Here is a 24958-nt window from a genome sequence, read left to right as displayed (position 1 = left end):
GAACTGTCGAGCTTGAAAATATGCCATTGGCGTTTCATGATCTGCTAACTGAGCAGAAAGGGCGTGAAGCCGAAATGGATGAACTTGCAAAATTCAAAAAGCAGATGTCTGATCTGGGGCTGCTTCTTGATGAATCAAAATCTCTCTTCCAATTAGCCGAGAAAAGCAGCCTTCAGCTACCTGCTGAGCGACAAGAGTGCCGTGAGGTAATGGCGTCGCTTCGGCATTTAATTGGCCAAATGAAGCCGATGTGTCTTCAACTTGAGATATTACTTGTCGAATACGGGAAAGAGGGAGCCGCTGCTAATGATAAGTCGAGCGCATGAATAGCTCTATTCGCGCTATGCCGCACACATAGTGGAACAACTAGTTTCGTAGACCGAAAGCGCTTCTTACGGAATTAAAAGTCGATAAGGCGGATATCAACCCGTCGTAAAGTGCCTTCCCGCGCGCGATCCGGCAACATGGATTGCATGACGCCCGACCTCTCCGAACTCGTCCGCACCATCCCGAACCTGATCCGCACCGGCAAGATTGCCGAGATCAGGGCGGACAAGGTGCGCGTGCGCTTATCTCCCTCTCTGCTGACCACCTGGCTGCAGTGGGTCGCGCTGCGCGCCGGTGATGTGGTCGATTGGTGTCCGCCTTCCGTTGGCGAGCAGGTCATTGTGTTGTCCCCTAACGGCGACCTGACCCAAGGTAAAGTCCTGGCCGGCCTGTTCTCGGCCGATTCGCCGGCGCCGCAAACCTCCCTGACGATCCGTTCCATCCACTACCCTGACGGCGCGGTGGTGCTCTACGATTTCGGCCGGCACACGCTGTCCGCCATCCTGCCGGCGGGCAGCTCGGCCCTGGTGAAAGCGGATGCCGTCACGGCAGATGCCAAAGAAACCACCTGCACCGGCAATGTGACCATCAAGGGCAATCTCATCGTGGAGGGCTTCAGCGCCTTGAACAAGGGCGCTAAGGTGCTCGGCGGTGGTGATGGCGCGGCCATGATCGTTGACGGGGATGTGCAGGCCGCTGGCGATGTGAAAGCAGGCGATATCAGCCTGCGCCGCCACAAGCACGGCGAGGTCAAGCGCGGTGACGAGAGTTCGGGAGCGTCGCAGCCATGATCGGCATGAACGCATCCACTGGCCGCAGCATGACCCTGCTGGAACATATCCGGCAGTCCGTGCGCGACATCCTCATGACGCCGCTGGGAACCCGCATCTATCGCCGTCACTACGGATCGGAAATCCCCGAGCTGATCGACCAGCCGCTAAACGGCGTGACCATCCTGCGCATCTATGCCGCCGTCGCGTATCGCCTGGCCCTGTGGGAGCCGCGCATCTCGTTGTCGTCGGTCACGCTCAACCGGGATGCCACCGGCGCGGTTTCCGTCGTTCTTCAGGGCGTCACGAACGGTGCAGCCGTGGAGTTCTCGGTGCAGGTCCGTGAAGGGGCGGCGCAATGAGTTCGCCTATCGACCTGACCCTATTGCCCGCGCCGCAGGTTCTGGAGACGCTGGATTTCGAAACCATCCTGGCCACGCGCAAGGCGGCCGTGCTGGCGCTGCTGCCTGAAGACCAGCGCGACGCCGCCGCCAAGGTGCTGGCCCTGGAGTCGGAGCCGTCCACCAAGCTGCTGCAGGAGAACGCCTATCAAGAGCTGCTGCTGCGCAACCGCGTCAACGATGCCGCCAAGGCCATCATGCTGGCCTTCGCCATGGATTCCGACCTTGACCAGATTGGAGCCAACAACAACGTCAAGCGCCTGGTGCTGGTCCCAGCCGATCCGGACGCGCAGCCGCCTGTGGCCGAAGTGCTGGAAGGCGACGATGCCTACCGCCTGCGCATCCAAGAAGCGCCTGACGCCTTGTCCGTGGCCGGGCCGCGTAACGCCTATGAATTCCACGCGCGCAGTGCTGACGGCCGCGTGATGGACGCTCGAGCGATCAGCCCGGCCCCCTGCGAAGTGGTCGTGGCGGTGCTGGCCAACACGGAAGATTGGCAAGCACCGGCGGACCTGCTGGCGACCGTGGACGCCGCGCTGTCGGCCGAGGATGTCCGTCCGCTCGGCGACCTCGTCAACGTGGTGCAAGGCGCCGTGACCGACTACGAGTTAGAGGCAGTGGTTTATGTGGAGAAAGGGCCAGAGGCCGCGATTGCGCTGAACGCCGCGCGCGCAAACGCAGCGGCGATTTCCAAGCCGCTGCGCCCTCTCGGTTACAGCGTGTATCGCAATGCCTACGTGGCGGCGCTGAAGGTCGAGGGCGTGCGTAACGTCATCGTCAAGTCGCCGGCGGCCGATATTTTGTGCGGCCGGACACAGGCAGCGCGCTGCACGGCGATCAGGATCAAGGCCGAGGTGCTGGAGGAAGTGGACGATGTATAACCCCGTCCCTACCTTGCCGCCCAACACCACGCCCTTAGAGCGTGCGCTGGCGCGTGCCTGCGCGGAGCTGGCGGAAACGCCGGTTCCCCTTCGCGACTTGTGGAGCCCCGACCGCTGCCCGGTTGAGCTTCTGCCGTTCCTGGCCTGGTCGTTTTCCGTGGACCGCTGGGACGATGGTTGGTCCGAGAGCATCAAGCGCGGCACCATCAAGGCCGCCCGGTACATCCATCAGCACAAGGGGACCATTGCGGCCGTGCGCGGCGTGGTCGAGTCGCTGGGCTACCTCATCAAAATCACCGAATGGTGGCAGACCGAACCGCGAGGCAAGCGGGGCACGTTCGCGCTGGAGGTCGGTGTACTGGATTCGGGCATCACCGATGCGATGTTTCTGGAAATGGAACGGCTCATTGATGACGCCAAGCCCTTATCTCGCCACCTCATCGGATTGGCCCTGCACCTTGAGGTTCGAGGCACCACGGCTATTGCGGTCGGGGCGTACATGGGCGAAGAAATCACGGTGTATCCCTATTCGCCTGATCCGATTGAAGTGCAGTTGGCCCAGGGCTTCTATGCGCGCCTGCACTTGATCGAATCGACAACGATCTTCCCGCTTATCGCCACCAACTGAGGAAAATGATGGCACAGAATTTCTATTGCACCCTGACCGAAATCGGGGAAGCCAAGGACGCAAAGGCCAAGGCCTTGGGCGTGCCTTTCCGCTTTGCGGAAATGGGCGTCGGGGATGGAAACGGCACTGTCCCCGTTCCCGACAAGAAGCGCACGAAGCTGCTGAATGAGGTTCGCCGGGCGCCGCTGAATCAGGTGTCACTTGATCCGAAGAACGGAAATCAGGTCATCGTGGAACAGGTCATCCCTGAGAACGTCGGCGGATGGTGGATTCGTGAGCAAGGCCTGTATGACGAAGATGGTGACCTCGTGGCCATTGGAAACTGCCCGCCGACCTACAAGCCGCAAATGTCCGAAGGGTCGGGGAAAACGCAGGTCATTCGTATGGTCATCGTGGTGACCAGCGCTGCGACCGTTGAGCTGAAGATTGACCCTAGCGTCGTCCTGGCCACCCGTAGCTATCTGGAAAGCTACGCGGCCCAGAAGGTCCACACCCATCATCCGGCGGAGGTGATACCTGGCGGCCTGGTCGGCCAGATCTTGCGCAAGAAGAGCAACGGCAGCGGCGATGTGGAATGGGCAGACCTGACCGATGGCGTGAAAATCAATGTCAACACCGTTGAGGAGTCCATCACGCTGGCGGCAGGGCAGACCGTCGTCGATCTGGCGAAGGTCACCACCAATGGCGTGGTGGTCTACATCGGCGGCGCACGGCTGGACAAGGGCTTGGATTACGTTGTCAACAGCCAGAGCCGCATCACGCTGGCGAAGCCCTATCCTAATGGCACCCGCATGGCCGTGGCGCAGAATGAGACCGCTGGAACCGTCGTCAATCCGTTGGATTCCAGCAAGAATCTGGCGGACGTTGCCGACGTGCCCACGGCGCGCAAGAACCTGGGCGCAGCGCCGGCGCTGACGGGCGTGCCGATGAAATGGCCAACCCTGGATTGCCCGGCCTGGGCATTGGTTCGTGATGGCAGCGCTTACCCACGGGCGAGCTATCCGGCGCTGTTCGACATCCTCGCACCAGTGCGCGCTGGCACCATCACGCAGAGCGCCAACGGCGCAATCGTCAGCGGGCTGTCTCGCACCTCTGATCTTTGGGTGGGTATGCCATATGAGCACGCCACGCTGCCGGCCGGCACCACCATCAAGAGCATCGATAGCACCAATCAGGTGACGTTGACCAACAACGCCACCGCTAGCACCGGCAATGCGCTGGGCCGGTTCTTCCTGCACGGCTATGGCAATGGCGGCGGCGCGGCCACGTTCGGCATCATGGATGATCGTGGCTTGTTCGATCGTTCGCTTGACCAGGGCTCCCGTGCGTACGAAAAGTCGGTCATCGATGCGGTTCTGGTTGCTGGAAGCGTGAGCGTTACGGGCCTTTCGTCCACGCGTGGCCTGTTCGTCGGTCAACCGGTGGCCGGCACCGGCTTGCAGGCCAACACCACGATTGCGTCTATCTCTGCGGCCGGCATCACCTTGAGCCTTCCTGCTGCATCAGGTGGGGCCACTGCCCTGACCGTGACCGGCGGTCAGATCGGTTGTGAGCGGGAAGATAGCCTGAAAAGCCACTCTCACAATCTCCAGTCCAACACTAGCGTCGGCGGCGGCACGGGCTGGTACTTCCAAAACGGATCGGGTGGATTTGTCGGCCCCTCTGCTGGCTTGGTCCTGCCTGCCGGTGCAGCAGAAACGCGCCCGAGAAATCGTAACTATCTGCCCATTATCGCTTACTAGAAACCATGAAGATTTTTCATTACAGCCGGGCAACCGGTGAACTGATCGAGCCGGATGTCGCACGTGAAGACCCGTTGCTGCCTGGCCAGTATCGCCTGCCGGCCTTTGCCACTATCGACACCCCACCGCCCTTTGTCTCTCCGGGGCATGTGGCCGCCTACCTCTCCGACGACGGACAGGTTCCGCAAGACTACCGTGATGGTTCCTGGCGCGAAGTCGCGGACTATCGCGGCATCTACTGGCACACCGACAGCGGCCAGCAGGAAGCCCTGGAACGCATTGGCGTAACGCCCCAGGAATGCGGCCTCACCGACCAGCCGCCGCCCGCGTTCGGCGCATGGAATGGAAAGACCTGGGAGATTGACCAGGCAGCAGCGAAGGTCGCACGCAATGCCGCCATCGCCTCGCAGATCGCTCTGATTGAACAGAACGAGCAACCGGCCGCCCAGCGTGCTTTCGTCCTGACCGGCGACAGATCCGCAATGCAGGCCCTCCAAAAGCGGATTGATGCCCTCATGGCACAGATGAAGGAGGATGTATGAGCGCACTGGCAGATAGCGTCATCACCGGGCCGATGTTTTTCCAAGCCATCCCGGCAGAGAAAGCAGCGGCCTTGATCTTCGTTCCCGGCCTGGGCTGGTTGGAGTGGGTGGAAGTGACCGGCGCCGGCGCATTCAAGGGCTATCGGACACTGCGCTGCGGCGCTCTGGAGTTTGGCACCACCACCGTACCGCGTTCGTACGAAGCGGACCTGGTCGGCGGGCTTGCGTCAAAAACTGCGCAGGCATCGCTGTGGGCATGGGCGCAGCAGAACGGCCATGTCGTAGCGGCCGCCGCCTGGACCGCAAAGGAGTTCAAGTTCGCGGATGTTGACGATACCTACTTCCGCTTGCCGGACCTGCGCAACGTCGGCACCCGATTTACCGGCACGAACGCCGATACGGCAGGTGTCCGTGGTATCGGCTCCTTCCAGGCTGACGCCCTGCAGAACATTACGGGTTCCTTCAAGCGCAGCGCCAGTAGCGGCGGTCTGGTTGAAAACAACCCGGCCACGGTAACAGGGGCTTTCGGGCTCGGGAGCGGTGCAACACCCGGGCCGTCTGCCGATTCTGGCTCCTATGTGCCGGTCATCTTCGACGCCAGCCGCGTAGCCCGAACCGCAACTGAAACCCGCCACGCCAACACGGCATTTGCCCCACGTATCCACATCTGACCATGACCGCTATTACCTGCTATCAGACCGACGAAGCCGGCGTCTTCCTCTACGCGGTGGCCGCCTACCCCTTCCCCATGGAAGAACGCCTCAACGTGCCATTCATGGCCGTGCAACAGCGTCCGCCCCCCATTCCGGACGGCCATCGCGCCCGCTGGCTCTCTCCGTTCACGGCGATGCACCCGGAATACGACACCACCGGCGAATGGATCATCGAGGAGATTCCATTGCCAGCACCGCCGGCGGACACGGCCGAACTGGAAGTGCCGGACGAGGCCGGCGAGCTGCAAGACCAAGAACCGGCGCAAGCCTAACCCAACAGGAGCTATCACCATGGCAACCGACTACCACCACGGCGTACGCGTCATCGAAATCAACGAAGGTACGCGCCCAATTCGCACCATTTCCACTGCCGTTATCGGCGTCATCGTGACCGCTGATGACGCCGATGCAGAGGCCTTCCCGCTGGATACGGCGGTGCTCATCACCAACGTGGTTTCCGCGCAGGCTAAAGCGGGTAAAACCGGCACTATGCGCCGCGTGCTGGAAGCCATCGCCGCCCAGGCCAAGCCGCTGGTGGTGCTGGTGCGTGTGGCCGAAGCCGAAAGCGAGGCCGAGCAGACCAGCCTTGTCATCGGCGGAGTCTCGGCGGAAGGCCGCTATACGGGCGTCAAGGCGCTGCTGGCCGCCCAGGCCAAGCTGGGGATCAAGCCGCGTATCATCGGCGCGCCGTTCCTGGATACCAAGGCAGTGACTAATGCGCTGGCATCCATCGCGCAGACGCTGCGGGCGTTCGTCTATGCCTACTGCTGGAACTGCGCCACGGCGGCCGCCGCCACCGCCTACCGAGCCGAATTCGGGCAGCGAGAAGTGATGCTGCTCTGGCCCGAATTCGTCTCGTGGGATACGGCGACCAGCAAGGACGCCAATATCTCGGCCGTCGCCTTCGCGCTGGGCCTGCGCGCCAAGATCGACGAACAGACCGGCTGGCACAAGACGTTGTCCAATGTGGTCGTGAACGGCCCGACTGGCATCAGCCGTGATGTGTTCTGGGATCTGCAAGACCCAGCCACTGACGCCGGCGTGCTCAACGCCAAGGAAGTGACCACCTTGATCAACATGAGCGGCTATCGCTTCTGGGGTTCGCGCACCTGCGAAGTCCAGGGCGGCTACTTCCCCTTCGAGAACTACACCCGCACCGCGCAGGTGCTGGCCGACACCATCGCAGAAGCGCATTTGGTCTATGTGGACCTGCCCATGACACCGTCCCTGGTCAAGGACCTGGTGGCCAGCATCAACGCCAAGTTCCGCTCGCTGAAGGCCAGCGGCTACATCATCGACGGGGAAGCCTGGTTCGATGACAAGTACAACGACAAGGACACGTTGAAGGCCGGCAAGCTCACCATCGACTACAGCTACACCCCTGTGCCGCCGGTGGAAAACCTGCTGTTCCAGCAGCGCATTACCGATCAATACCTTGCCGACTTCGCTGCACGCGTCGCGGCGTAAACGCTAGCTGCCAGGGAACGGCTGCTAACTCACCCACCGAGAAAGGAATCAAACATGGGCATCGCCAACAAACTGAAGGACTTCAATCTCTTCGAAAACGGTATCAGTTATAGAGGCATGGTCCCCGAAGTAACCCTGCCCAAGCTGTCGCGCAAGATGGAGGAATACCGCGCCGGCGGCATGTCCGGCCCCGTCTCCGTTGACCTGGGGCAGGAAGCGATACAGCTGGAGTGGACCGCCGGCGGCCTGGTCAAGGAATCGTTGAAACAGTATGCCGCCAAGTCGCATGGCGCCGTGCAACTGCGCTTCGCGGGCGCATACCAGAACGATGACGACGGTTCGGTGCAGGCGGTCGAAATCACCGTGCGCGGACGCTACAAGGAAGTGGACATGGGTAACGCCAAGGTAGGCGAAGACACCGCCCACAAGTTCGCTATGCCACTGAGCGCCTACAAGCTCACCATCGACAACGAAGTGATTTTCGATTTCGATTTCATGAACGGAATCGAGATTGTCGGCGGCGAAGATCGTCGAGCCGATATCCGCAAGGCCATCGGCCTGTAAGAACCTGGCGGCCGGCCGCCGCCGGCTGTTCTCATTTCCCCATCTGACAAGGAATTCGCATGACCACCAATACCACCACCGCCGCCAAGATCGAATCCGTTGTTGTCGAGCTGGATGAACCGCTGACGCGCGGCAATACCCAAATCACCGAACTGACCTTGCGCCGTCCCAAGTCGGGCGCGCTGCGGGGCGTGAGCCTGATGGACCTGATGAACATGAACGTGAGCGCCCTGCAGGTGGTGCTGCCGCGCATCAGCGAGCCGACCTTGACGCAGTTCGATGTGGCCAACATGGACCCGGCCGACCTGATCAAGTGCGGCATGGAAGTATCGGTTTTTTTGGCACCGAAGGCGGACCGCGCCTTGGTCTCCCAATCGAAGTAGAAGACGCCATGGCAGACATCGCGACGGTCTTCCACTGGCCGCCCGCCGCGATGGATGACTTGGAATTGGCAGACCTCATGAAGTGGCGCGAACGCGCCCGAGTAAGAAGCGGGGCGGAATAAATGGCAAATGAACTCAAGATGCAGGTGGTTTTCTCCATGATGGAGAAGATCACCGCCCCGCTGAAGAAGATCGCCGGCGGCGCCAGGGACACCGGCAAGGCGCTGAAGGACACCAGCGACCGCCTGCGCGAGCTGAACAAGCAGCAATCAGACCTCAACGGCCTGCGCGACCTGCACCAGAGCATGCGCAAGACCAGTGCTGAGCTGGCCACGGCGCAGCAGCGCGTCTCTGAGCTGGCCGCCCGGATGAAGGCGGCCGAAAATCCGACCCGCGCCATGACGCGCGAATTCAACGCAGCGGTGCGCAGCGTCAAGTCTCTCCAAGATGCCAGCGAAAAGCAGGGAGCGCAGTATCGCGCCCTGCGCGAGCGCCTGGCCGATGCTGGCATTGGCTCCCGCCAGCTCGCCAATGCACAAACCTGGCTCAAGAACAGCATTGCTGCCACGAATGCCGAGTTGGCCGACCAGCAGAAGAAGCTTGCCGCCAGCAATCGGCAGCAGCAGGTCATGGCCAACGCGCGCCAGCGCGCCGACAAACTGCGCAGCACCGCGGGCGGCCTGGCCGCTGCGGGTGTCGGCGCAACCGCTGCTGGCGCGGCCATGGGTGCGCCTGCGCTGGCGGGCCTGAGAGAGGCGAAGCACTACGAGACCGAGAACGGACGCGTGCGCGCGCTTGGCCTGGGGCCGGCGGCCACGGCTGAGGCGATCAAGTTCGCCCGCCAGATGAAAACCTACGGCACCAGTCAGCTGGACAATCTGCAACTGCTGCGCGACGGCATCACGGCCTTCGGCGATACGCACCATGCTGAAATGGTGGCGCCGATGATGGCCAAGATGAAATTCGGCAACCATGCTTTCTATGGCGAGGCCGAGGGTGCAGAGAACGAGCGCAAGTTCATGGACATGCTCAAGGTCATCGAAATGCGCAACGGGACCAAGGACATTGGCACGTTCTCCAAGCAGGCCAACATGGTGCAGCAAGTCTTGACCGCCACCGGCGGCCGGGTCGGCCCGGGCGAGTGGCTGAACCTGATCAAGACGGGCGGCATTGCCGCTAAGGGCATCAAGGATGAGGCCTTTTACTATCAGATGGAATCGCTGGTGCAGGAAATGGGCGGCAACCGGGTGGGCACGTCGATGATGAGTGCCTATCAGAACCTCTATCAGGGCCGCACCACCAAGCGTTCTATTGGCATGCTGGCAGACCTGGGCCTGATCGGCGATACCAGTAAGGTGAGGCACGACAAGGCCGGCCAGGTGTCGTACCTGAATCCGGGCGCCATCAAGGGCGCTGACCTGTTCCGCGAAAACCAGTTCGAATGGATGGAAAAGGTGTTGCTGCCGCAACTGGCCAGCAAGGGCATCACCGACGAGAAAGGCATCCTTGATGCCATCGGCGGTATTTTTTCGAACCGTACGGCGGCGCAGTTGTTCTCGACGATGTACCAGCAGCGTGCGCAGATCCACAAGAATGAAAAGCTCAACCGCGGCGCGGCCAACATTGACGAACTGGACAAGCTCGGACGCGATACGGCCAGCGGCAAGGAACTCGAAACGCTGTCCAAGGTAGCCGATCTGAAGTTGGAGCTGGGCAGCAAGATCCTGCCGCTGTATGCCGCTGGCCTGGAGATGGCTACGAACGCCGTCCAGGCGCTAACCGGTTTCATGGAGCGCAATCCTGCCACGGCCAAGGCAATGATTGTAGGTTTCAGCGCCATCGCCGGCATCATGGTGGTGATGGGGCCGCTGATGCTGGCCCTGGCGTCTGTCATCGGCCCCTATGCCATGTTGCACGTCCTGTTCGCGAAGATCGGCCTGCAGGGCAATCTGCTCATGCCGATCCTGCGCGGCATTGGGACGGTCTTCATGTGGCTCGGCCGGGTGTTCCTGATGAACCCTATTGGCCTGGCGGTCACGGCCATTGCCGGCGCGGCCTATCTGCTATACCGGAATTGGGAGCCCATTGCCGGCTTCTTCGGAAATCTCTGGCAGCAGGTCCGTGCAGCCTTTGCCGGCGGCCTGGGCGGTGTTGCTGCGCTGATTATCAATTGGTCGCCGCTGGGGATCTTCTACCAGGCCTTTGCGGGCGTCCTGAGCTGGTTCGGAATTGAGCTGCCGGCGAAGTTCTCGGACTTCGGCGCCATGATCCTACAGGGATTGGCCAGCGGCATTACCAGGGCGCTTGGCGCGGTCAAGGATGCGGTGCTGGGCGCAGGATCAAGCGTCATCGGGTGGTTTAAGGAAAAGCTCGACATCCATAGCCCAAGCCGCGTATTTGCGGAGCTGGGCGACTACACCATGCAGGGTCTGGCCGTGGGCTTGAATCGTGGCCAAGACGGGCCGCTGTCGGCCGTTAGCGGCCTGGCCGGTAAGCTGGCCAGCGCCGGCGCAGCCGTGGCCATCGGCGCGGGAAGCATGCCGGCCATGGCGTTCGACAGCCGCCCGCCGCTCAGCGCGGCGAGCACGCAACCGGTCGTCCACCAGGGCGACACGGTGCAAATCATCATCCAGCCACTGCCTGGGATGGATGAGCAAGCGATTGCGCGCGCGGTGGCCGTCGAGCTGGATCGGCGCGACCGGATGAAGGCCTCGCGCCAACGTTCAAACCTGGCGGATTGGGATTAACAGGAGTCGCATCATGATGATGGTCTTGGGAATGTTCGTTTTCAGCCTGCCCACGCTGGCCTATCAAGAGCTGCAGCGGCAAACGCAATGGAAGTTCGCGGGCAACTCGCGCGTCGGCCGGCGCGATGCCCTGCAGTACACCGGCAAGGGGGATGACGCTATCACGCTATCCGGTTGGATTGCGCCTGAGCTCACCGGCTCGGCTTTCTCGCTCGATGCGCTGCGCCTGATGGCCGATACCGGGAAGAGCTGGTTTCTGATCCAAGGAACGGGCCGGATTTACGGCTCCTACGTCATCGAGAGCATCGACGAAGGACGCACCGTGCTGGATGGCGATGGTGACGCGAAGCGCATCGATTTCACCATCAAGCTCAAACGCACGGACGATAGCGTGTTGTCGGCGCTCGGCCTGGGTGATATCTCCGACCTGCGCAACATGGTCGACATCGACGGGATCACGAACAGCATTGCCGATAAGGCGCGTGATGTGGTGGGCAGCGCTATCAACGGCGTCAAGGGCGCAATCGGTGGGGGTAGCTGATGACGACTACCGCACCGGCGTTTCGCATCATCATCGAAGAAAAGGACATCAGCCGACCGGTTTCGGATCGGCTCATCAGCATCACCCTGCGCGAGTGCAGAGGTGATGAAGCTGACCAGCTCGATATCGAGTTGGACGATGGCGACGGCAAGCTGAAGATTCCGCCCATGGGGGCCAAGCTGTCTTTCGCCCTGGGCTGGCAGGGCTCCCCGCTGGTGGACAAAGGCGCGTTCGTCGTTTCTGAGGTGGAGCATAGTGGTTCGCCGGATCGCATCACCATTCGGGCCAGGTCGGCCAGCATGATCGATGCATTTCGGCAGCAACGCGACCGCAGCTTCCATGAAACCACACTCGGCGCCGTGGTGGATGCCGTGGCCGCCAGCAATGGTCTGGCGTCCGGAATATCGGCCAGCCTGCGGGCCATCGCCATCAAGCACCTGGACCAGACGCACGAAAGCGACTCGGCGCTGCTGCGTCGCCTGGGCAAGAAATACGACGCGGTGGCCACGGTCAAGAATGACACTTTGCTTTTCATGCCGATCAATGACAGTCGCACGGCCAGCGGAAAGCCGCTGCCGGTGGTCAAGGTGGTGCGGGCGCTGGGCGATCAGCACCGCTATCACAGCTCGGAATCTGATGCGTATAGTGGAGTTCGTGCGTTCTGGATGGATGAGAAGTATGGGCGCCGTCGCAGCGTCGTCGCTGGCCAGGCCGGCAACAGCAAGCGTCTGCGTACGACGTTTGCGAATGAAGCCGATGCGCGCACCGCAGCCGTAGCCGAATGGCAGAGGATTGAGCGCGGCTTGGCCACGTTCGAAATGCAGCTTGCGCTGGGGGATGCGCGCATCATGCCGCAGTCGCCTGTGGTGGTGAGCGGATTCAAGGCCGACATCGATACGACGGAGTGGCTATCGAAGACGGTCACGCATTCCATCAACGGAAATGGATTCACCACGCGCATCGAGTTCGAAACAAAATCTGAGGTAGCCGATACCGAGTGCGAGCTGGATCACGACCCGGAGGAAGGCATCACCGGAGTAAAAGCAGAGTGGCACGACAAAGCAAACAAGAAAAACAACAGAGGCACCGAGCTGGCAGGCAAGGCCGACAACGCCAAGACACTGAAACGGACCTATGCCTCCAAGCAAAGTGCCAAACGTGCTGCCGCTCTGGAGTGGGCCAAAATCAAAGAGGTCCGCGAGATCATCGCGGAGAACAACACCGATTGACTATCGTGGCTTCGACCAAAATGATTTACCGGCCGTCGCATCGTAAATGCATTCCTTGATCAGATCGCCGTCCACTCTGATGGTGCCGCCGGTCGAGTATGCCTTTCCTTCAGAAAAACACGTGGTGTTGTCTGCAACCTGTTCTGGTGCTGCCGGCGCGGGCATTTTGTAGAGTAGCCATCCGCACGTCATAGCCAGAACCAAAACTAGCAACCAATGGATGAGCACCTGTTTCTGCGCTCGGGCGATCGCTACATCCTTTTCGCTGCAGACCGCACATTCATGGACCTTGTGCTGTTCGGACGTCGGCGGCAGCATACGCGCTTGGTCTATGGCTCTATCAGTTTTCGCGGTGCCCGCATCAATCCAACCTTCGAGTGTCTCCTTGACCTTCGTGTAATGCTCGATGGGTAATTCCCGGAAATATTGGATGCCGTAATCTGCGATGAAAATTTTATAAATTTCGATCTCTTTATCGCCGCAAATTGCTGCCCATTCCTTCACCAGCATATTGATTCTTTTTCTCTGGTACTCCGTAATTCTTTGCACTTCCTTTTTGGCTTCGCCCAAGTTCAGATTTACTACGTTATTAAACCGCGGCGCCTCATGAATGTTGCCTTCGATAATCTGGCCGATATCGCCCTGTGCTTCTATTTTTTCTGACATTCAAAACCTACTGATTAACACCTACCGCGTAACTCCCTATCAGGCGTCGCGGCAAATTGAAACACGCGCTGCTCCCCAGCACACGCGCAAACGGAAATCGGCATCCCTGCACCGATATTCTTTACTTCTTCTTTATTTTGTTGCCCATGACTGGGCCTTGGAGTGTCCCGTGAATATCGCCAGTAATATGCTGGCCGATGCTGCCACCGACGGTAATGTGTGCGGCGTTCTTGCGACCGGCCTCCGCTGGGGCCGCGCCCTCGATAACGCCTAGCACGCGAGCTTTGCCGATAATGTCGAGCCGCCTAAATCCCTGGAGAACCTGCTGTTCATCAGAGGTCAAAGCGTCCGCAGTTGGAATCCCAAATATCACGTATGAAACATCTACCCCGATCTTCGAGACGGCGGCCATAAATCCAATATCCGGGAGAGTTTTTCCTTGCTCGTAAGAAATTTGGGCTTGTTTCCGGACTCCGCCGACCGCTGCAAAGGCCTCTTGCGAAAAGCCGAGACGCAGCCGTTCGCTCTTAAGGCGTTCCCCAAAGGGTGAAATTTCCATCTTAATTTGTTGACTGGTACGATTTATCGGACTATTCTTCCGTCATTGCTAAGTGACGTATACAAATTTTACCCTATGTCTACATCCACCATTTCATTGCCACCAAGACATGAAACTGACATTCCCGCTATCAGGGATGTCACATCGGTGGTTATGACCACCCGCCTGGATTCTCGCGAGGCGGAAAAAGTCTCTGCCTATGCGGTTCAAGACCATCGGACTCGCTCGTCCTTTCTCCGCCTCATGGTCCTGAAAGGTATTCAGGCGTACGAAAAAGAACACCAATCTGCAACCGCCTGACCAGGGGGAGTCTATGTACGACGATCCACGCCACATCCGCGATCACCGAATCGTGATCCGCTGCAACGCCGACAACTACGCTTTCATGAAGTCGCTCGCACAACTGCAGGGTGAAAACTTGGCGACCTTGGCGCACGACATGATGCTGCACAAGGCTGTTGAGTTCGTTGTTGCTCGTGATGTGCCAATAGTAATCAACCAAAGCATGCAAACCAAGGCGCTGAAGAGCCACTTTTTAGTGCCTCAAAATGCCTGATATCGAACTGACGCAGACAAGCCCCGAACTCATTGAGGCACTGAAAAAACTGATGGTGATCGAGGGATTCGAGTCAATCGAAGACGCCGCCGAGTTCATTTTTTCCGTAGCGGTTCGTGAAGGTGCAAAACGTGTTACCGGCAAGGCAAGAGTGCTTTATGCCGTTCAGGGGAAGAAGCCATGCGCGTAATCAGCATTCCATGCCCACACTGCCAAAATCGTGTGAGAGCGGCCAAAAGCCGCACCATGTCGTCAATGATGAAAGAAATCACGTACCAATGCCAGAACGTCGAATGTGGCCATACCTTCGTGGCAACACTTGAAGTCTCGCGCACGGTGTCGATGTCAGCCATGCCGAATCCAGAAGTCCGCATTCCAATTTCCTCGCGTGCATTTCTGGCCGCAAAGAACCAGTTGACGCTAGACCTCGCGACCGTTTAACCCGCCGCCCTACTCCCGATAAATCAAAGCCTGCCGTGCGCCATTTGGCGCACGCGGGATTCGCTCACCCTGAAAAATCATGACCACTGCGAATTTCAATTTCACGGTAACAGTCAGGCAGCACTTTGCCGAAGACATGATCCGCTACCGCTGCGCGCAGCGGCTGCTAGATCGTCGCTCTCTCAGTGGTACCGAATGGGATGTGATTTGGGAAGGAAAGCAGGCCATCGGCAGGAGCCTTGCTTTGCGGCTGAACATGCTCGGCGGCCTGCTGGGGGAGTGGTGATGCGCGCAGTGCTTTCCTATTGCCTTGCAGGCTTGCTATTGCTTGCGCCGGTCATCTTGTCGGCCCTCGGCCTGGTGAAAGGCTGACCATGCGCTGCGCACGTATCAAGGATCATGCATCGTTCCGCCCGGTGACAGAGCTGTTGCGCGAGCGCGCTGCACAAGCACCCACGCCGCCAGGTGATGAAGCGGCGAACGCTGAGCTGCAGAAGGCGCTGGCCATGTTGAGCAAGCGTCAGCGGCCCAACCATCAAACTGCGGTGGCGTACTCCTGGGCGGCCACCGCCAAGCCCGTGCGTCGCCACATCCTGGCCCTGGCCGGACTGTCGCCTGATCGCTGGGAATCTCCAATTCACTCTTTCACGGAAGCCGAACGCCTGGCCATGCGCCATGCGGTGCTGCGCGCAATTACCACCTATGAGCGAGTCCTCAATGCAGTCTAGAAAAGTCGATGCGAAGACGCGCCGACAGCATAAGGCCTTTACTGAGTCGCCGCAGTTCGCGCAAGAGCTAAAACGCATTCCATTGAAATGGCGGGGCCGGGTGGTCAGCGAGGCATTAGAGCTGATGTCCGTGTGGCATTGGCGGCGCATCTTTGAGCCGGTAGCCGTGGACTTCGTGCGTGAGTTCGCGGACAAGTACGTACCTGCTGGCATCGACCTTTCGCAAGACGATGCGGACATCTGCGCCACTGCCGAGCGGGCCGCCGACAACGTCAAGAAGATGCTGTGGAAAGCGATCTCGGATACGCATGCCCGCGACATCATCGAACAGGAATGCAGCGACTACGGCATTGACGTGCCGGAAGTGGATGACGATGACCTGCGCGCCATCATTGCGCGGGTGGTTGATCCGCGCTGGTGGCGCAGGCAACTGCGCAAGGTAGTCGGCCGCGCGTTCGAGGGCGGCAATATCCGCCTGGGCTATGTCCATTACCACGGCGAGCCATATGCCAGCAACGATGCGGTGCTGGCGCGCATGGCGCAGAACAAGCGCAATGCCGCTGCGCTGGAAGCCACCATGGTGCGCAACGAGGCTGGCCAGGAATTCAGCATCGCCGAGCTGGCCGAAAAGACGACCGCCAATAAGGCCATTCGCCGCGGCGAATTGATGCTGCGCATCAATGGCTTCGAGATGATTGCAAGAGACTGCGGTGATACCGGGCTGTTCCTCACCTGGTCGTGCCCTTCGCGCTTCCATCGCACACTTCATAGCGGGAAGCCGAATCCGAAATACGACGGGTCAGATCCGCGCACGGCAAACAAGTACCTGGGCAAGGTCACAGCGCTGGCACGCTCGGCGCTGGCCAGGCGCGGCATTGGCCTGTATGGCTTTCGGATCGCCGAGCCACATCACGACGGATGCCCGCACTGGCACATGCTGGTGTTTGTTCGCGCGCTGCCGGGATATACCACGCCGCACGTTAAGGACGTGGCCAGCCGCGCCATACGCGTTATGAAACGCTACGCCTGGCGCGTGGATCGTGGCGAGCCCGGCTCGTTCAAGCGCCGCCTGGACGTGAAGCGCATCGATTGGGCCAAAGGTAGTGCAGCCGGCTATATCGCAAAGTACGTAGCCAAGAACATTGACGGCGTGGCCGACCACAAGACCAAGGAAGGCTATGTGGTCACCACCGACACGGCCGGAGATTATGAGCTGACACCATCCGCCCGCGTCGAGGCCTGGGCCGCCCGCTGGGGCATTCGTCAGTTCCAGCAATGGGGTGGCGCTCCCGTCAGCATCTGGCGCGAGCTACGCCGCGTGCCGGCAGACATGATGCAAGAAGCGCCGCCGGCCATGGCGGCCGCCTGGGATGCCGTGCAGAAGGTCGAAGGTGAAAAGCGCGCATGTTGGGCGAGCTATCTGCGTGCCCAAGGTGGTGCTCTGGTGAAGCGCGACGACCTTATGGTCACGCTGGCCAAGGAAACCAAGACTGTAGCCGGTCGCTATGAAGAGCGCGAACGGGTCATGCCTTATGGCGTGCAATGCCGCCAGATGGCAGGGGTGGTTTTCAAGTCAGTCCGCCACACATGGATCCCTATTCAAGGCACAGAAGCCCGCGCATCGGCGGGGTTGGGGTTCCCTTGGACTCGTGTAAATAACTGTACGCAGCCCGCCGTCACTGGCTTTGCGGCCGATGTGTCCTTCGATCCGAAGACGGCTCCAGCACCGGTCATGTTCAAGCCCGACCAAGCCGCGCAGATCGATCATGCCTGGCTTGCCCTGGGCGCATGCCCCTGGCCACGGCCGGCGGTAGACGACAGGCCAGCATGGCCGGCACCGGACATGACAGCCGAAGAACAGCGCCGCGCGCTCGCCGACTGGGACGCCATCAAGGCATGCCCGTGGCCGCGCATGGCGCCAGTGCCCGACAAGTCCCCGCGCTATGGCACGCCGCGCCAGGTCGCCGACTGGCGTGCCGGCCGACTTGATGTCGGTGAACTTCCGATTGATCCCAACCCAACGAAAGGGAACGCCCCATGACCGCGTTTCGTGTCGTCGTGCGCACTGCCAGCGCACGCCATTCCTACACCGCCATCGCAGCCCATAGCTGCGACGTGATCGCCGCCGCCGTCGATCGCTTTGGCGTGTGCTCTGTTACGGCCACCAAGGAGAAGAAGCAATGAATATACCTGCGAAATTTGATTTGATCGCCCCCGACAGCAAGTCGCGCGACTTCGTGATGCAGCCTCCGCAGAGCCTGGACCGCATTACATTCAACACGCCCGACGATGGTGTGCTGGCGGGCTATGTGTCGGTCATTCGTCAGCACCTGGGTAATGGTGAGCGATTTGCCTGGGTGGAACTCGACAACGCCCTTCCAGGCTCGTTCAGAGGTGTGTCCTTGGCCGATATTCTTTCGAGCGATGACTGCGGTAGCGTTCGTCGACACGCAGAACTCAATCGCGGAGATCGGTCGCTTTGCTTAGCCGACTTCAGCAATGTCTTCGTAGAAGTTGCTGGTCCTATTTTCGAAGGGAATGCAGATGCAGAGTGTGAATCCTGAGCCTACCCTAATTGGCGTCTCAGCAGCAGCGGACGCTTTGGGGGTGTCGTCGCGGCACATTTATGACCTCGCCGCGCCTGCTGGCCCCATTCCGTGCTACCGAATTGGACGCCGCATACTGTTCAAACCTGCCGATCTACATAGCTATCTGGAATCATGCCGATATACCGTGATAAAGAAAGAGGTAATTTCGTCTTTGAATTTGACCGCCGGCTTAAAGGTAAGCGGATCAGGGTTAGAAAATACCTTCCGAAAACTTGGAATAAATCCCAGGCGGACGCCTTCGACCGTGAAGAATCAGCGCGTCTCTACGCAGTAGCCAACAATGTTGAGCGCCCAGATCATCTGATTGATGATGCAGTCGATATCTATATTGAGGAGCGAGTACCACTTCTAAAAAGTGGTGCTAACATTGCCCGTGAGTTGGCGCAGATGTATTTCGCATACAAGGGGCGGCATATGTCTGAGCTGGCGCAGGTCTGCAAATCATATATGGCAAAAGCTGGACGTGCTGATGAAGATAATGATTCACCACTTGCCGCCGCAACCCTGCGAAACCGGATTCGCTATCTCACGTCAGCGTGCAGATATGCATGGAAGCATCACGGTATGTCCGAACACGATCCTGCCGAACGGGTGATTGCCCCTCTGGTTCGCAATGAACGACGGCGATATATCACCAGGAAGGAAATGCTTCAATTGTGCCTTGCATCGAAACACCGCCCCACACGCGCTGCTGTTCGCATCGCGTTTTATAGCGGAATGCGCATGTCTGAAATTCTCCGGGCAGAAAGAACGCACGATGCATTCGTGCTGGATGAAACCAAAAATGGTGAGCCTCGGATCGTTCCGATGCATCGAAAGATTCGCTGCTGCGCCAAAGTCCCACTCCCTGATCAAAGTCGAATTTCCAAGCACTTCAGAGATGCTCGAAAATTGGTAGGTCTAGACTGGCTGCATTTTCACGATTTACGACATAGTGCAGCCAGTTCAATGATCAACGAAGGCGTCGATCTATACACTGTCGGCGCGGTACTAGGCCATAAGACAGCATCCAGCACCAAACGGTATGCCCACCTAGCGACCAGTTCTTTAAAGAGTGCAATCGAGCGTATCGGTAAGAAATCGTCGTAGCGGCTATGAACATAGTTGGCCGAGCGCTTATTCCGGAGTGCAACAAAAAATGATCTTAAGCCACCTATACGGGTGGCTTTTCTTTTGCGACACTACTGTCAGTAAGTCCGCAATCGGCCAGAAGCGGACCTTTATTGGCGCCGAATTGTGCATTTAGACAAAAATCTACTATGACGACAAAAATATCAGTAAATGAAGAGCCCTTTGTCTATGACAAGGCCAAGTATCATTATGGTGCAGATGACTTTCCCTCATCATTTCCCATTTCCCAGGCTTACGTCCATACCGGTGTTTTTGTTGGATGGTTGGCCGATATGAACTTTCTACATGAGAGCTCACCTGATGTTTCCAATGCTATTGCGCAGTTCAAGCGCCGGGAACTTACTGGGCCTCAATTATATGAACGGCTGGGTGACTGCCTGATCGACTATATGGTCACTGCCAGAGGAAATAGCTTCGCCCGAGACTATTTTGAGTTGTCGACGGGCAGGTTTATTGAGGATTATCGAGAGCTACTTGTCAAAGATCTTGGATCTGAGTACGCGGTAAAAGATACTTGGCAAAACTACGATCTCATCAAGTCCCGTATTGACGAGAGATATGCTGCATGGACCCTGTCTCATCCCATTGACAAGACGTAGCGGCGTCAGCAACCGGCCAGGAACTGACATCAAGCCCTATGAGATAAAAAATGAATGATCTTTTTCGGATAGAACAAGGAAGTGAAGCCATAGTTGGCAATTGCGGCACATGCGGACATGAAACAAAAACGTTTCGGGGATTTGTTTATGACGGCGACGGGCCATTTGCAGTGTATGCATGCACCTTTACCGTGTCACATCCTGAGAATGGTGTTGCAATGGCGATAAGCATGCGAGGCTGGGGCAATGGTGCCGACAAGAACGCAAAGGAGTGTGTAGCCATTGAATGGCGGGTAATCGATGGCAGCCCAGGATGTCGAGTTGTAGATGCGCCTGGATCGCGCTGGGAACATGAGGGGGTATTGGGCCGGATGCTATCGCGCGAGGACGCACTTAGTTCTGGCCGTGCGAAAGAGGCATTCTCCGTTTCTGATTCTGTTTGGATGAACGATCCTCGGTTATCGCACGCGCTGAACAACGTTTGAGCGGTGTCCACTATCGGCCAGAAGCAGACTTTCACGAAGAGTCGGATTGGCTGAAAAAATAGCGCTTATTGATAAAGTCTGCAACGAAGGCCTTTCGGCCAAACTTTCAAGTTTCCTATTCCTCTGTTCGAGCCATGACTGCACCGCTCAATACGATTTTGATATACGCCCGTAATCCTGCTGTAACCAGTGCCTTCTACAAAGATTATTTTGGATTCAGGACGACCGGTGAAGTAGATGATGGCCTCATCGAATTGAATGCCCCAGATGCCGGCATCAACCTTTTGATTCATCAGGCAGCCAAATCTCTGAAATTTGGGCAGGCAGTGGTCAAGCTGATGTTCAGTGTTTCCGATGTTGAAAAATTTAAGGCCGACTCTGCGCAAAGAGGTCTGGAATTCGGCGGTACCCATCAGGCAAATGGCTATCAATTCGCTAATGCTAAAGATCCTGATGGGAATTCGGTATCGATATCCAGTAGAGAGTATCGCCAGCGAGCTTGAACGAGAGCGGGTGCGGCTGCTTCCGGCCAGAAACGGACAACGGCTTACACCGCCGAAATGCAGCGCCGTCGCTCCGACCAAGATAAAAGTTGCCATTCCGAACATTTCCGAATGACGATTTTTCTTATATAACAACGCGCCACATAGAATTTGGAGAGCCGATGTGCGACGCCTGTCGAGAATTGCCAGATTATTCAATTTATGAAACCAAGCAGGCTATTTATTCACCCGACGCTGCCTGAGCGGAAAGTCCGCCATGGATTCAATTGGGGCGCGTTGACGCTCAGTACGTTATGGGCATTTTCAGAAGAACTTCTTCCACAGGCTGGCCGATTGTTCGCCGCGGAAGTGGCCGCCAAGCTGCTGTGCACCTTCGACTCGCCAGTTACTTGGTCGCTGGCGTTAATGCTGACGTTGGCGAAGGCGCTGTATTGCGGATGGAGAGGTAATGACTGGATCGTACAAAGCCTGACCGCCAAGGGATACCGCCTGGTTTAATCCAAAGCAGGATTGGTCACCTGTGACGAAAGCCGCTTTCGTGGGCTTGATGTTCGAAAGGGTCAGCTATCGGCCAATAGCTGACATTCACTGGCAACGTTCAACATTCGACTTTGTTTTCCCTGAATGCAACGTTATTTTATTCACAGGGCGTTTTGGCAAAATGGGCAAAAAATCCCCCAGCAAAAGAAAAAGCGGCTTAGGACAATAAGTCGCTAAGCCGCTCTGGTACTGGTAGCCCCCCCGTGAGTCGAACACGGCACCAACGGATTATGAGTCCGCTGCTCTAACCAAGCATGAGCTAGGGGGCCAAAAAATCAGCCGGCGATTTTAACATTTCCGCCGGCTGATGATGATGCCCTTCTATCAATTCCCTTCGAGGAAGCTCTTCAACTTGTCAGAGCGCGACGGGTGACGCAGCTTGCGCAAGGCCTTGGCTTCGATCTGACGGATACGCTCGCGGGTCACGTCGAACTGCTTGCCCACTTCTTCCAGCGTATGGTCGGTCGACATCTCGATACCGAAACGCATGCGCAGCACCTTGGCTTCGCGCGGGGTCAGGGAATCCAGGATGTCCTTGACCACGTTGCGCATCGAAGCATGCAACGCCGCATCTGCCGGGGCCAGCGTGTTGTTGTCTTCGATGAAGTCGCCCAGATGCGAATCGTCGTCGTCACCGATCGGCGTTTCCATGGAGATCGGTTCTTTGGCGATCTTCATGATCTTGCGGATCTTGTCTTCCGGCATTTCCATCTTGATCGCCAGGGTCGCGGGATCCGGCTCGGCGCCGGTTTCCTGCAGGATCTGACGCGAGATGCGGTTCATCTTGTTGATCGTTTCGATCATGTGCACCGGAATACGGATGGTGCGCGCCTGGTCAGCGATGGAGCGGGTGATGGCCTGACGGATCCACCAGGTCGCATAGGTCGAGAACTTGTAGCCGCGACGATATTCGAACTTGTCCACTGCCTTCATCAGACCGATGTTGCCTTCCTGGATCAGGTCCAGGAACTGCAGGCCACGGTTGGTGTACTTCTTGGCGATCGAGATCACCAGACGCAGGTTGGCCTCGGTCATTTCACGCTTGGCCATGCGCGCCTTCTTCTCGCCGGCGCCCATCTTCTTGTTGATCGCGCGCAGGTCTTGCAGCGGCAGCACCACGCGGGCCTGCAGGTCGATCAGCTTCTGCTGCAGTTCCTTGATGGCCGGCACGTTGCGGCTCAGCACGGCGCTGTAGTCATGGTTGGCCGCCACTTCGCCGTCCACCCAGTCCAGGTTCACTTCATTGCCCGGGAACACCTTGATGAAGTGCGCGCGCGGCATGTTGCACTTGTTGACGGCCACGTCCAGGATCTGGCGTTCCACGGTGCGCACTTCGTCCACCTGGGCACGCAGGGTGTCGCACAGCTTCTCGACGATCTTGGCGGTGAAGCGGATGCCCAGCAGCTCGTTGGAAATGATTTCCTGCGCCTTGACGTAGGGCTTGGAGTTGTAGCCTTCCTTCTCGAAGGCCTTACGCATGTTCTCGAACTGGGTGCCGATGACGGCGAACTTGCCCAGCGCGTCGCGCTTCAACTGTTCCAGCTGTTCGGCGGAGAAGCCGGCGGCGCCAGAGCCGGTGCTCTCGCTTTCCTCTTCTTCTTCGTCTTCTTCCTCTTCTTCTTCGTCCTCGTCGTCTTCATCGGAGTCGGAAGAGGCAGCCTCGACCTGTTGCTCGCTCTCGTTGGGATCGACCAGGCCGTCGACGATCTCGTCGACCTTGATCTCGTCCTTGGAGATACGCTCGGCCGCGGCCAGGATCTCGGCGATCGTGGTCGGGCAGGCGGAGATGGCCTGGATCATGTCCTTCAAGCCATCTTCGATACGCTTGGCGATCTCGATTTCGCCTTCGCGGGTCAGCAGTTCGACCGAGCCCATTTCGCGCATGTACATGCGCACGGGGTCGGTGGTGCGGCCGAAATCGGAGTCCACGGTCGACAGCGCGGCTTCGGCAGCGGCCTCGGCGTCGTCATCGCTGGCGACGTTGGCCACGTTGTCCGACAGCAGCAGGGTTTCAGCGTCTGGGGCATGCTCGTAGACCGAGATGCCCATGTCGCTGAAGGTGCCGATGATGCCTTCGATGGCTTCGGGATCGACGATGTTCTCGGGCAGGTGATCGTTGATTTCCGAGAAGGTCAGGAAACCACGCTCCTTGCCGAGCTTGATCAGGGTCTTGAGCTTCTGGCGACGGCGTTCCAGCTCTTCTTCGCTGGCTTCGGTGTCGGAGGAGAAGGCGTCTTTCAGCAAGGCCTTTTCCTTGGCCTTGCGGTCCTTGGCCTTGGCCTTGTCGGCCGCCTTCAACTCAGTACGCTCGATGGTGTTGAGCGCTGCCACTTCGTCGCTCTCGGGCTGGAATTCTTTGGGCTTGCGGCCACGGCGGCCCGGCACCTTGACGCTGGGCAGCACATAGCCGGAAGTGTCGATGGCTGCCAGGGCAGCGGCATCAGTGGTTTGGCTTACGCTCGACGCGGCAGTCGCGCTGACGTCCTTGCCTTCGACCTTTGCTGCTTTGGTGGTCTTGGCGGTCTTGGTTTCGGGTTTCTTGGTGGTCACGGAAGTCTTCGTCGCTTTCACAGAAACCGCTTGTTCGGCGGCTTGAGGTAACTTGTTGGCTGGCGTTGCAGTCGCCTTGGGCGCTGCGGCGCGGGCCGGCTTGGCGGCAGTTGTCTTGACTGCCGTCTTTTTCGGCGTCGCTGCTGCTGCAGTCTTTGCCGTGGTTTTTACGGTATCGGCTGCCTTCGCTGTCCCCTTGACTGGCGATTTGGCGGCCACCGCCTTGGTGGGCCTGGCGGCGGCGGTCGGTTTTGCCGCCGTCACCGTCTTGCTGCTCTTTGTCGACGCTGCTGGAGTTTTCGCGGGTTTCTTCATTGCATTTGCCATAGAATCAACTGCCAATTGAGAATTCACTCATTGCGCCAATCAAGTCATGCTAATGATGCAACTCCGGTTCCGGTTTCCCGGTAGACTCCGGCTGCACGCGCAACGTTCCTTTTTACCAGGCGGCCCATCGATTGCGAAGGCAGGCAGTCTTGCCATCCACAATCCGGCAGGCGATACGCTGCTTGCCGTCACTGCATCCCAGGCGTCGGGATGAAATGCATGTTGCCGCAGGATGAGGATGCAAGAGCCATCCGGCGGAACTAAAGCCCTATAGTATAGCACAGATGGGGGCCTTTTCTCCCGGATCAAGCCGCGATATTCGGCTATCG

The 24958-nt window shown here is 58.7% G+C and carries 33 protein-coding genes, 1 tRNA gene and 1 pseudogene; 31 read left to right on the top strand and 4 right to left on the bottom strand.

The features are described from left to right. Positions 1-74 precede the first annotated feature (74 nt). The 16 genes from ACP92_RS04485 (at position 75) to ACP92_RS04410 (ending at position 12935) form a co-directional block, all read left to right on the top strand. Positions 75-326 (top strand): hypothetical protein, encoded by a 252-nt coding sequence (locus ACP92_RS04485; RefSeq protein WP_156181716.1) that lies wholly within the window; start codon positions 75-77, stop codon positions 324-326. Between the two features lie 147 nt (positions 327-473). Then, entirely contained in the window at positions 474-1118 is a 645-nt protein-coding gene (locus ACP92_RS04480; protein WP_013232928.1) for a phage baseplate assembly protein V, read from the top strand. After that, positions 1115-1459, top strand: coding sequence for a GPW/gp25 family protein (locus tag ACP92_RS04475; protein WP_013232927.1), 345 nt, complete (start codon positions 1115-1117; stop codon positions 1457-1459). The genes ACP92_RS04480 and ACP92_RS04475 overlap by 4 nt, the downstream gene beginning before the upstream one ends. Continuing rightward, positions 1456-2379: a baseplate assembly protein gene (locus tag ACP92_RS04470; RefSeq protein ID WP_013232926.1), complete on the top strand. Its 924-nt coding sequence runs from the start codon at positions 1456-1458 to the stop codon at positions 2377-2379. Before ACP92_RS04475 ends, ACP92_RS04470 begins: the two co-directional genes overlap by 4 nt. Further along, on the top strand, positions 2372-3007 hold the full coding sequence (locus ACP92_RS04465; RefSeq protein ID WP_013232925.1) for a phage tail protein I: 636 nt from the start codon (positions 2372-2374) through the stop codon (positions 3005-3007). The genes ACP92_RS04470 and ACP92_RS04465 overlap by 8 nt, the downstream gene beginning before the upstream one ends. Positions 3008-3012: 5 nt before the next feature. Further along, positions 3013-4749 carry a phage tail protein gene (locus ACP92_RS04460; RefSeq protein WP_013232924.1) on the top strand — a complete coding sequence of 579 codons (1737 nt, stop codon included), beginning with the start codon at positions 3013-3015 and terminating at the stop codon, positions 4747-4749. A gap of 5 nt (positions 4750-4754) precedes the next feature. After that, positions 4755-5291, top strand: coding sequence for a hypothetical protein (locus ACP92_RS04455; protein WP_013232923.1), 537 nt, complete (start codon positions 4755-4757; stop codon positions 5289-5291). Continuing rightward, on the top strand, positions 5288-5962 hold the full coding sequence (locus ACP92_RS04450) for a hypothetical protein (protein WP_013232922.1): 675 nt from the start codon (positions 5288-5290) through the stop codon (positions 5960-5962). The genes ACP92_RS04455 and ACP92_RS04450 overlap by 4 nt, the downstream gene beginning before the upstream one ends. A 2-nt stretch (positions 5963-5964) precedes the next feature. Continuing rightward, entirely contained in the window at positions 5965-6276 is a 312-nt protein-coding gene (locus ACP92_RS04445) for a hypothetical protein (RefSeq protein WP_013232921.1), read from the top strand. 19 nt (positions 6277-6295) lie between these two features. Beyond that, positions 6296-7471, top strand: coding sequence for a phage tail sheath protein (locus ACP92_RS04440; protein WP_013232920.1), 1176 nt, complete (start codon positions 6296-6298; stop codon positions 7469-7471). Positions 7472-7525: 54 nt separating this feature from the next. Further along, complete coding sequence (locus ACP92_RS04435; protein ID WP_013232919.1) at positions 7526-8035, top strand: phage major tail tube protein; 510 nt, start codon at positions 7526-7528, stop codon at positions 8033-8035. Between the two features lie 59 nt (positions 8036-8094). Then, complete coding sequence (locus tag ACP92_RS04430; protein WP_013232918.1) at positions 8095-8418, top strand: phage tail assembly protein; 324 nt, start codon at positions 8095-8097, stop codon at positions 8416-8418. Between the two features lie 8 nt (positions 8419-8426). Next, on the top strand, positions 8427-8540 hold the full coding sequence (locus ACP92_RS24200; protein ID WP_006464173.1) for a GpE family phage tail protein: 114 nt from the start codon (positions 8427-8429) through the stop codon (positions 8538-8540). Positions 8541-8576: 36 nt separating this feature from the next. Beyond that, positions 8577-11165, top strand: coding sequence for a phage tail tape measure protein (locus tag ACP92_RS04420; protein WP_232284903.1), 2589 nt, complete (start codon positions 8577-8579; stop codon positions 11163-11165). 13 nt (positions 11166-11178) lie between these two features. Beyond that, on the top strand, positions 11179-11706 hold the full coding sequence (locus ACP92_RS04415; protein ID WP_013232916.1) for a phage tail protein: 528 nt from the start codon (positions 11179-11181) through the stop codon (positions 11704-11706). Next, positions 11706-12935 (top strand): contractile injection system protein, VgrG/Pvc8 family, encoded by a 1230-nt coding sequence (locus ACP92_RS04410; RefSeq protein WP_013232915.1) that lies wholly within the window; start codon positions 11706-11708, stop codon positions 12933-12935. Before ACP92_RS04415 ends, ACP92_RS04410 begins: the two co-directional genes overlap by 1 nt. Here the strand turns inward: ACP92_RS04410 and ACP92_RS04405 are convergent, their stop codons facing one another. Then, positions 12936-13601 carry a hypothetical protein gene (locus ACP92_RS04405; protein WP_013232914.1) on the bottom strand — a complete coding sequence of 222 codons (666 nt, stop codon included), beginning with the start codon at positions 13599-13601 and terminating at the stop codon, positions 12936-12938. Between the two features lie 121 nt (positions 13602-13722). Further along, complete coding sequence (locus tag ACP92_RS04400) at positions 13723-14160, bottom strand: helix-turn-helix domain-containing protein (protein ID WP_013232913.1); 438 nt, start codon at positions 14158-14160, stop codon at positions 13723-13725. 313 nt (positions 14161-14473) lie between these two features. On the opposite strand from ACP92_RS04400, the gene ACP92_RS04395 reads away from it, so the two are divergent. From ACP92_RS04395 to ACP92_RS24485, 14 genes and pseudogenes are all read left to right on the top strand, one after another. Further along, positions 14474-14716, top strand: coding sequence for a hypothetical protein (locus ACP92_RS04395; RefSeq protein ID WP_013232912.1), 243 nt, complete (start codon positions 14474-14476; stop codon positions 14714-14716). Then, positions 14709-14906 (top strand): hypothetical protein, encoded by a 198-nt coding sequence (locus tag ACP92_RS04390; RefSeq protein WP_013232911.1) that lies wholly within the window; start codon positions 14709-14711, stop codon positions 14904-14906. Before ACP92_RS04395 ends, ACP92_RS04390 begins: the two co-directional genes overlap by 8 nt. Continuing rightward, positions 14897-15157 (top strand): Ogr/Delta-like zinc finger protein, encoded by a 261-nt coding sequence (locus tag ACP92_RS24195; protein WP_013232910.1) that lies wholly within the window; start codon positions 14897-14899, stop codon positions 15155-15157. Before ACP92_RS04390 ends, ACP92_RS24195 begins: the two co-directional genes overlap by 10 nt. Before the next feature lie 79 nt (positions 15158-15236). Further along, positions 15237-15443 (top strand): hypothetical protein, encoded by a 207-nt coding sequence (locus tag ACP92_RS04385; RefSeq protein WP_041310213.1) that lies wholly within the window; start codon positions 15237-15239, stop codon positions 15441-15443. 88 nt (positions 15444-15531) lie between these two features. Further along, a complete protein-coding gene (locus ACP92_RS04380; protein ID WP_041310210.1) occupies positions 15532-15885 on the top strand; it encodes a hypothetical protein in 354 nt (117 codons plus the stop codon). After that, a complete protein-coding gene (locus ACP92_RS04375; RefSeq protein ID WP_013232909.1) occupies positions 15875-17926 on the top strand; it encodes a replication endonuclease in 2052 nt (683 codons plus the stop codon). Before ACP92_RS04380 ends, ACP92_RS04375 begins: the two co-directional genes overlap by 11 nt. Next, complete coding sequence (locus ACP92_RS24810; RefSeq protein WP_008330650.1) at positions 17923-18069, top strand: hypothetical protein; 147 nt, start codon at positions 17923-17925, stop codon at positions 18067-18069. The genes ACP92_RS04375 and ACP92_RS24810 overlap by 4 nt, the downstream gene beginning before the upstream one ends. Continuing rightward, a complete protein-coding gene (locus tag ACP92_RS04370) occupies positions 18066-18449 on the top strand; it encodes a hypothetical protein (protein ID WP_013232908.1) in 384 nt (127 codons plus the stop codon). Before ACP92_RS24810 ends, ACP92_RS04370 begins: the two co-directional genes overlap by 4 nt. Continuing rightward, positions 18424-18591, top strand: a pseudogene (locus ACP92_RS25290) (helix-turn-helix domain-containing protein); the annotation flags it as partial. The gene ACP92_RS04370 and the pseudogene ACP92_RS25290, both read left to right, overlap by 26 nt. Positions 18592-18605: 14 nt before the next feature. Beyond that, positions 18606-19583, top strand: a complete 978-nt coding sequence (locus ACP92_RS24185; protein WP_013232907.1) for a tyrosine-type recombinase/integrase — start codon at positions 18606-18608, stop codon at positions 19581-19583. A gap of 170 nt (positions 19584-19753) precedes the next feature. Further along, positions 19754-20224 (top strand): DUF7832 domain-containing protein, encoded by a 471-nt coding sequence (locus ACP92_RS04365; RefSeq protein ID WP_013232906.1) that lies wholly within the window; start codon positions 19754-19756, stop codon positions 20222-20224. A 50-nt stretch (positions 20225-20274) separates the two neighbouring features. Beyond that, positions 20275-20709 carry a hypothetical protein gene (locus ACP92_RS24180; protein WP_013232905.1) on the top strand — a complete coding sequence of 145 codons (435 nt, stop codon included), beginning with the start codon at positions 20275-20277 and terminating at the stop codon, positions 20707-20709. 134 nt (positions 20710-20843) lie between these two features. Further along, on the top strand, positions 20844-21212 hold the full coding sequence (locus tag ACP92_RS24175; RefSeq protein WP_081441881.1) for a VOC family protein: 369 nt from the start codon (positions 20844-20846) through the stop codon (positions 21210-21212). A gap of 201 nt (positions 21213-21413) precedes the next feature. After that, complete coding sequence (locus ACP92_RS24485; protein WP_013232903.1) at positions 21414-21710, top strand: hypothetical protein; 297 nt, start codon at positions 21414-21416, stop codon at positions 21708-21710. A gap of 232 nt (positions 21711-21942) precedes the next feature. On the opposite strand, the gene ACP92_RS04360 is transcribed toward ACP92_RS24485, so the two are convergent. Together ACP92_RS04360 and rpoD are read right to left on the bottom strand one after the other, a co-directional pair. After that, a tRNA-Ile gene (locus ACP92_RS04360) sits at positions 21943-22021 on the bottom strand. 55 nt (positions 22022-22076) lie between these two features. Next, the gene (gene rpoD / locus ACP92_RS04355) at positions 22077-24302 is read right to left on the bottom strand and encodes an RNA polymerase sigma factor RpoD (RefSeq protein ID WP_231944429.1); all 2226 of its coding nucleotides are present in this window, start codon (positions 24300-24302) and stop codon (positions 22077-22079) included. 115 nt (positions 24303-24417) lie between these two features. Between rpoD and ACP92_RS25015 the strand changes: the two genes are divergently transcribed. Continuing rightward, complete coding sequence (locus ACP92_RS25015) at positions 24418-24648, top strand: hypothetical protein (RefSeq protein ID WP_232284902.1); 231 nt, start codon at positions 24418-24420, stop codon at positions 24646-24648. Positions 24649-24958: the final 310 nt, after the last annotated feature.

Source organism: Herbaspirillum seropedicae (genome assembly GCF_001040945.1).
Classification (GTDB): Bacteria; Pseudomonadota; Gammaproteobacteria; order Burkholderiales; family Burkholderiaceae_D; genus Herbaspirillum; species Herbaspirillum seropedicae.
Note: the sequence above shows the minus strand (reverse complement) of the source record. Positions and strands in the feature narration are given on the sequence as shown.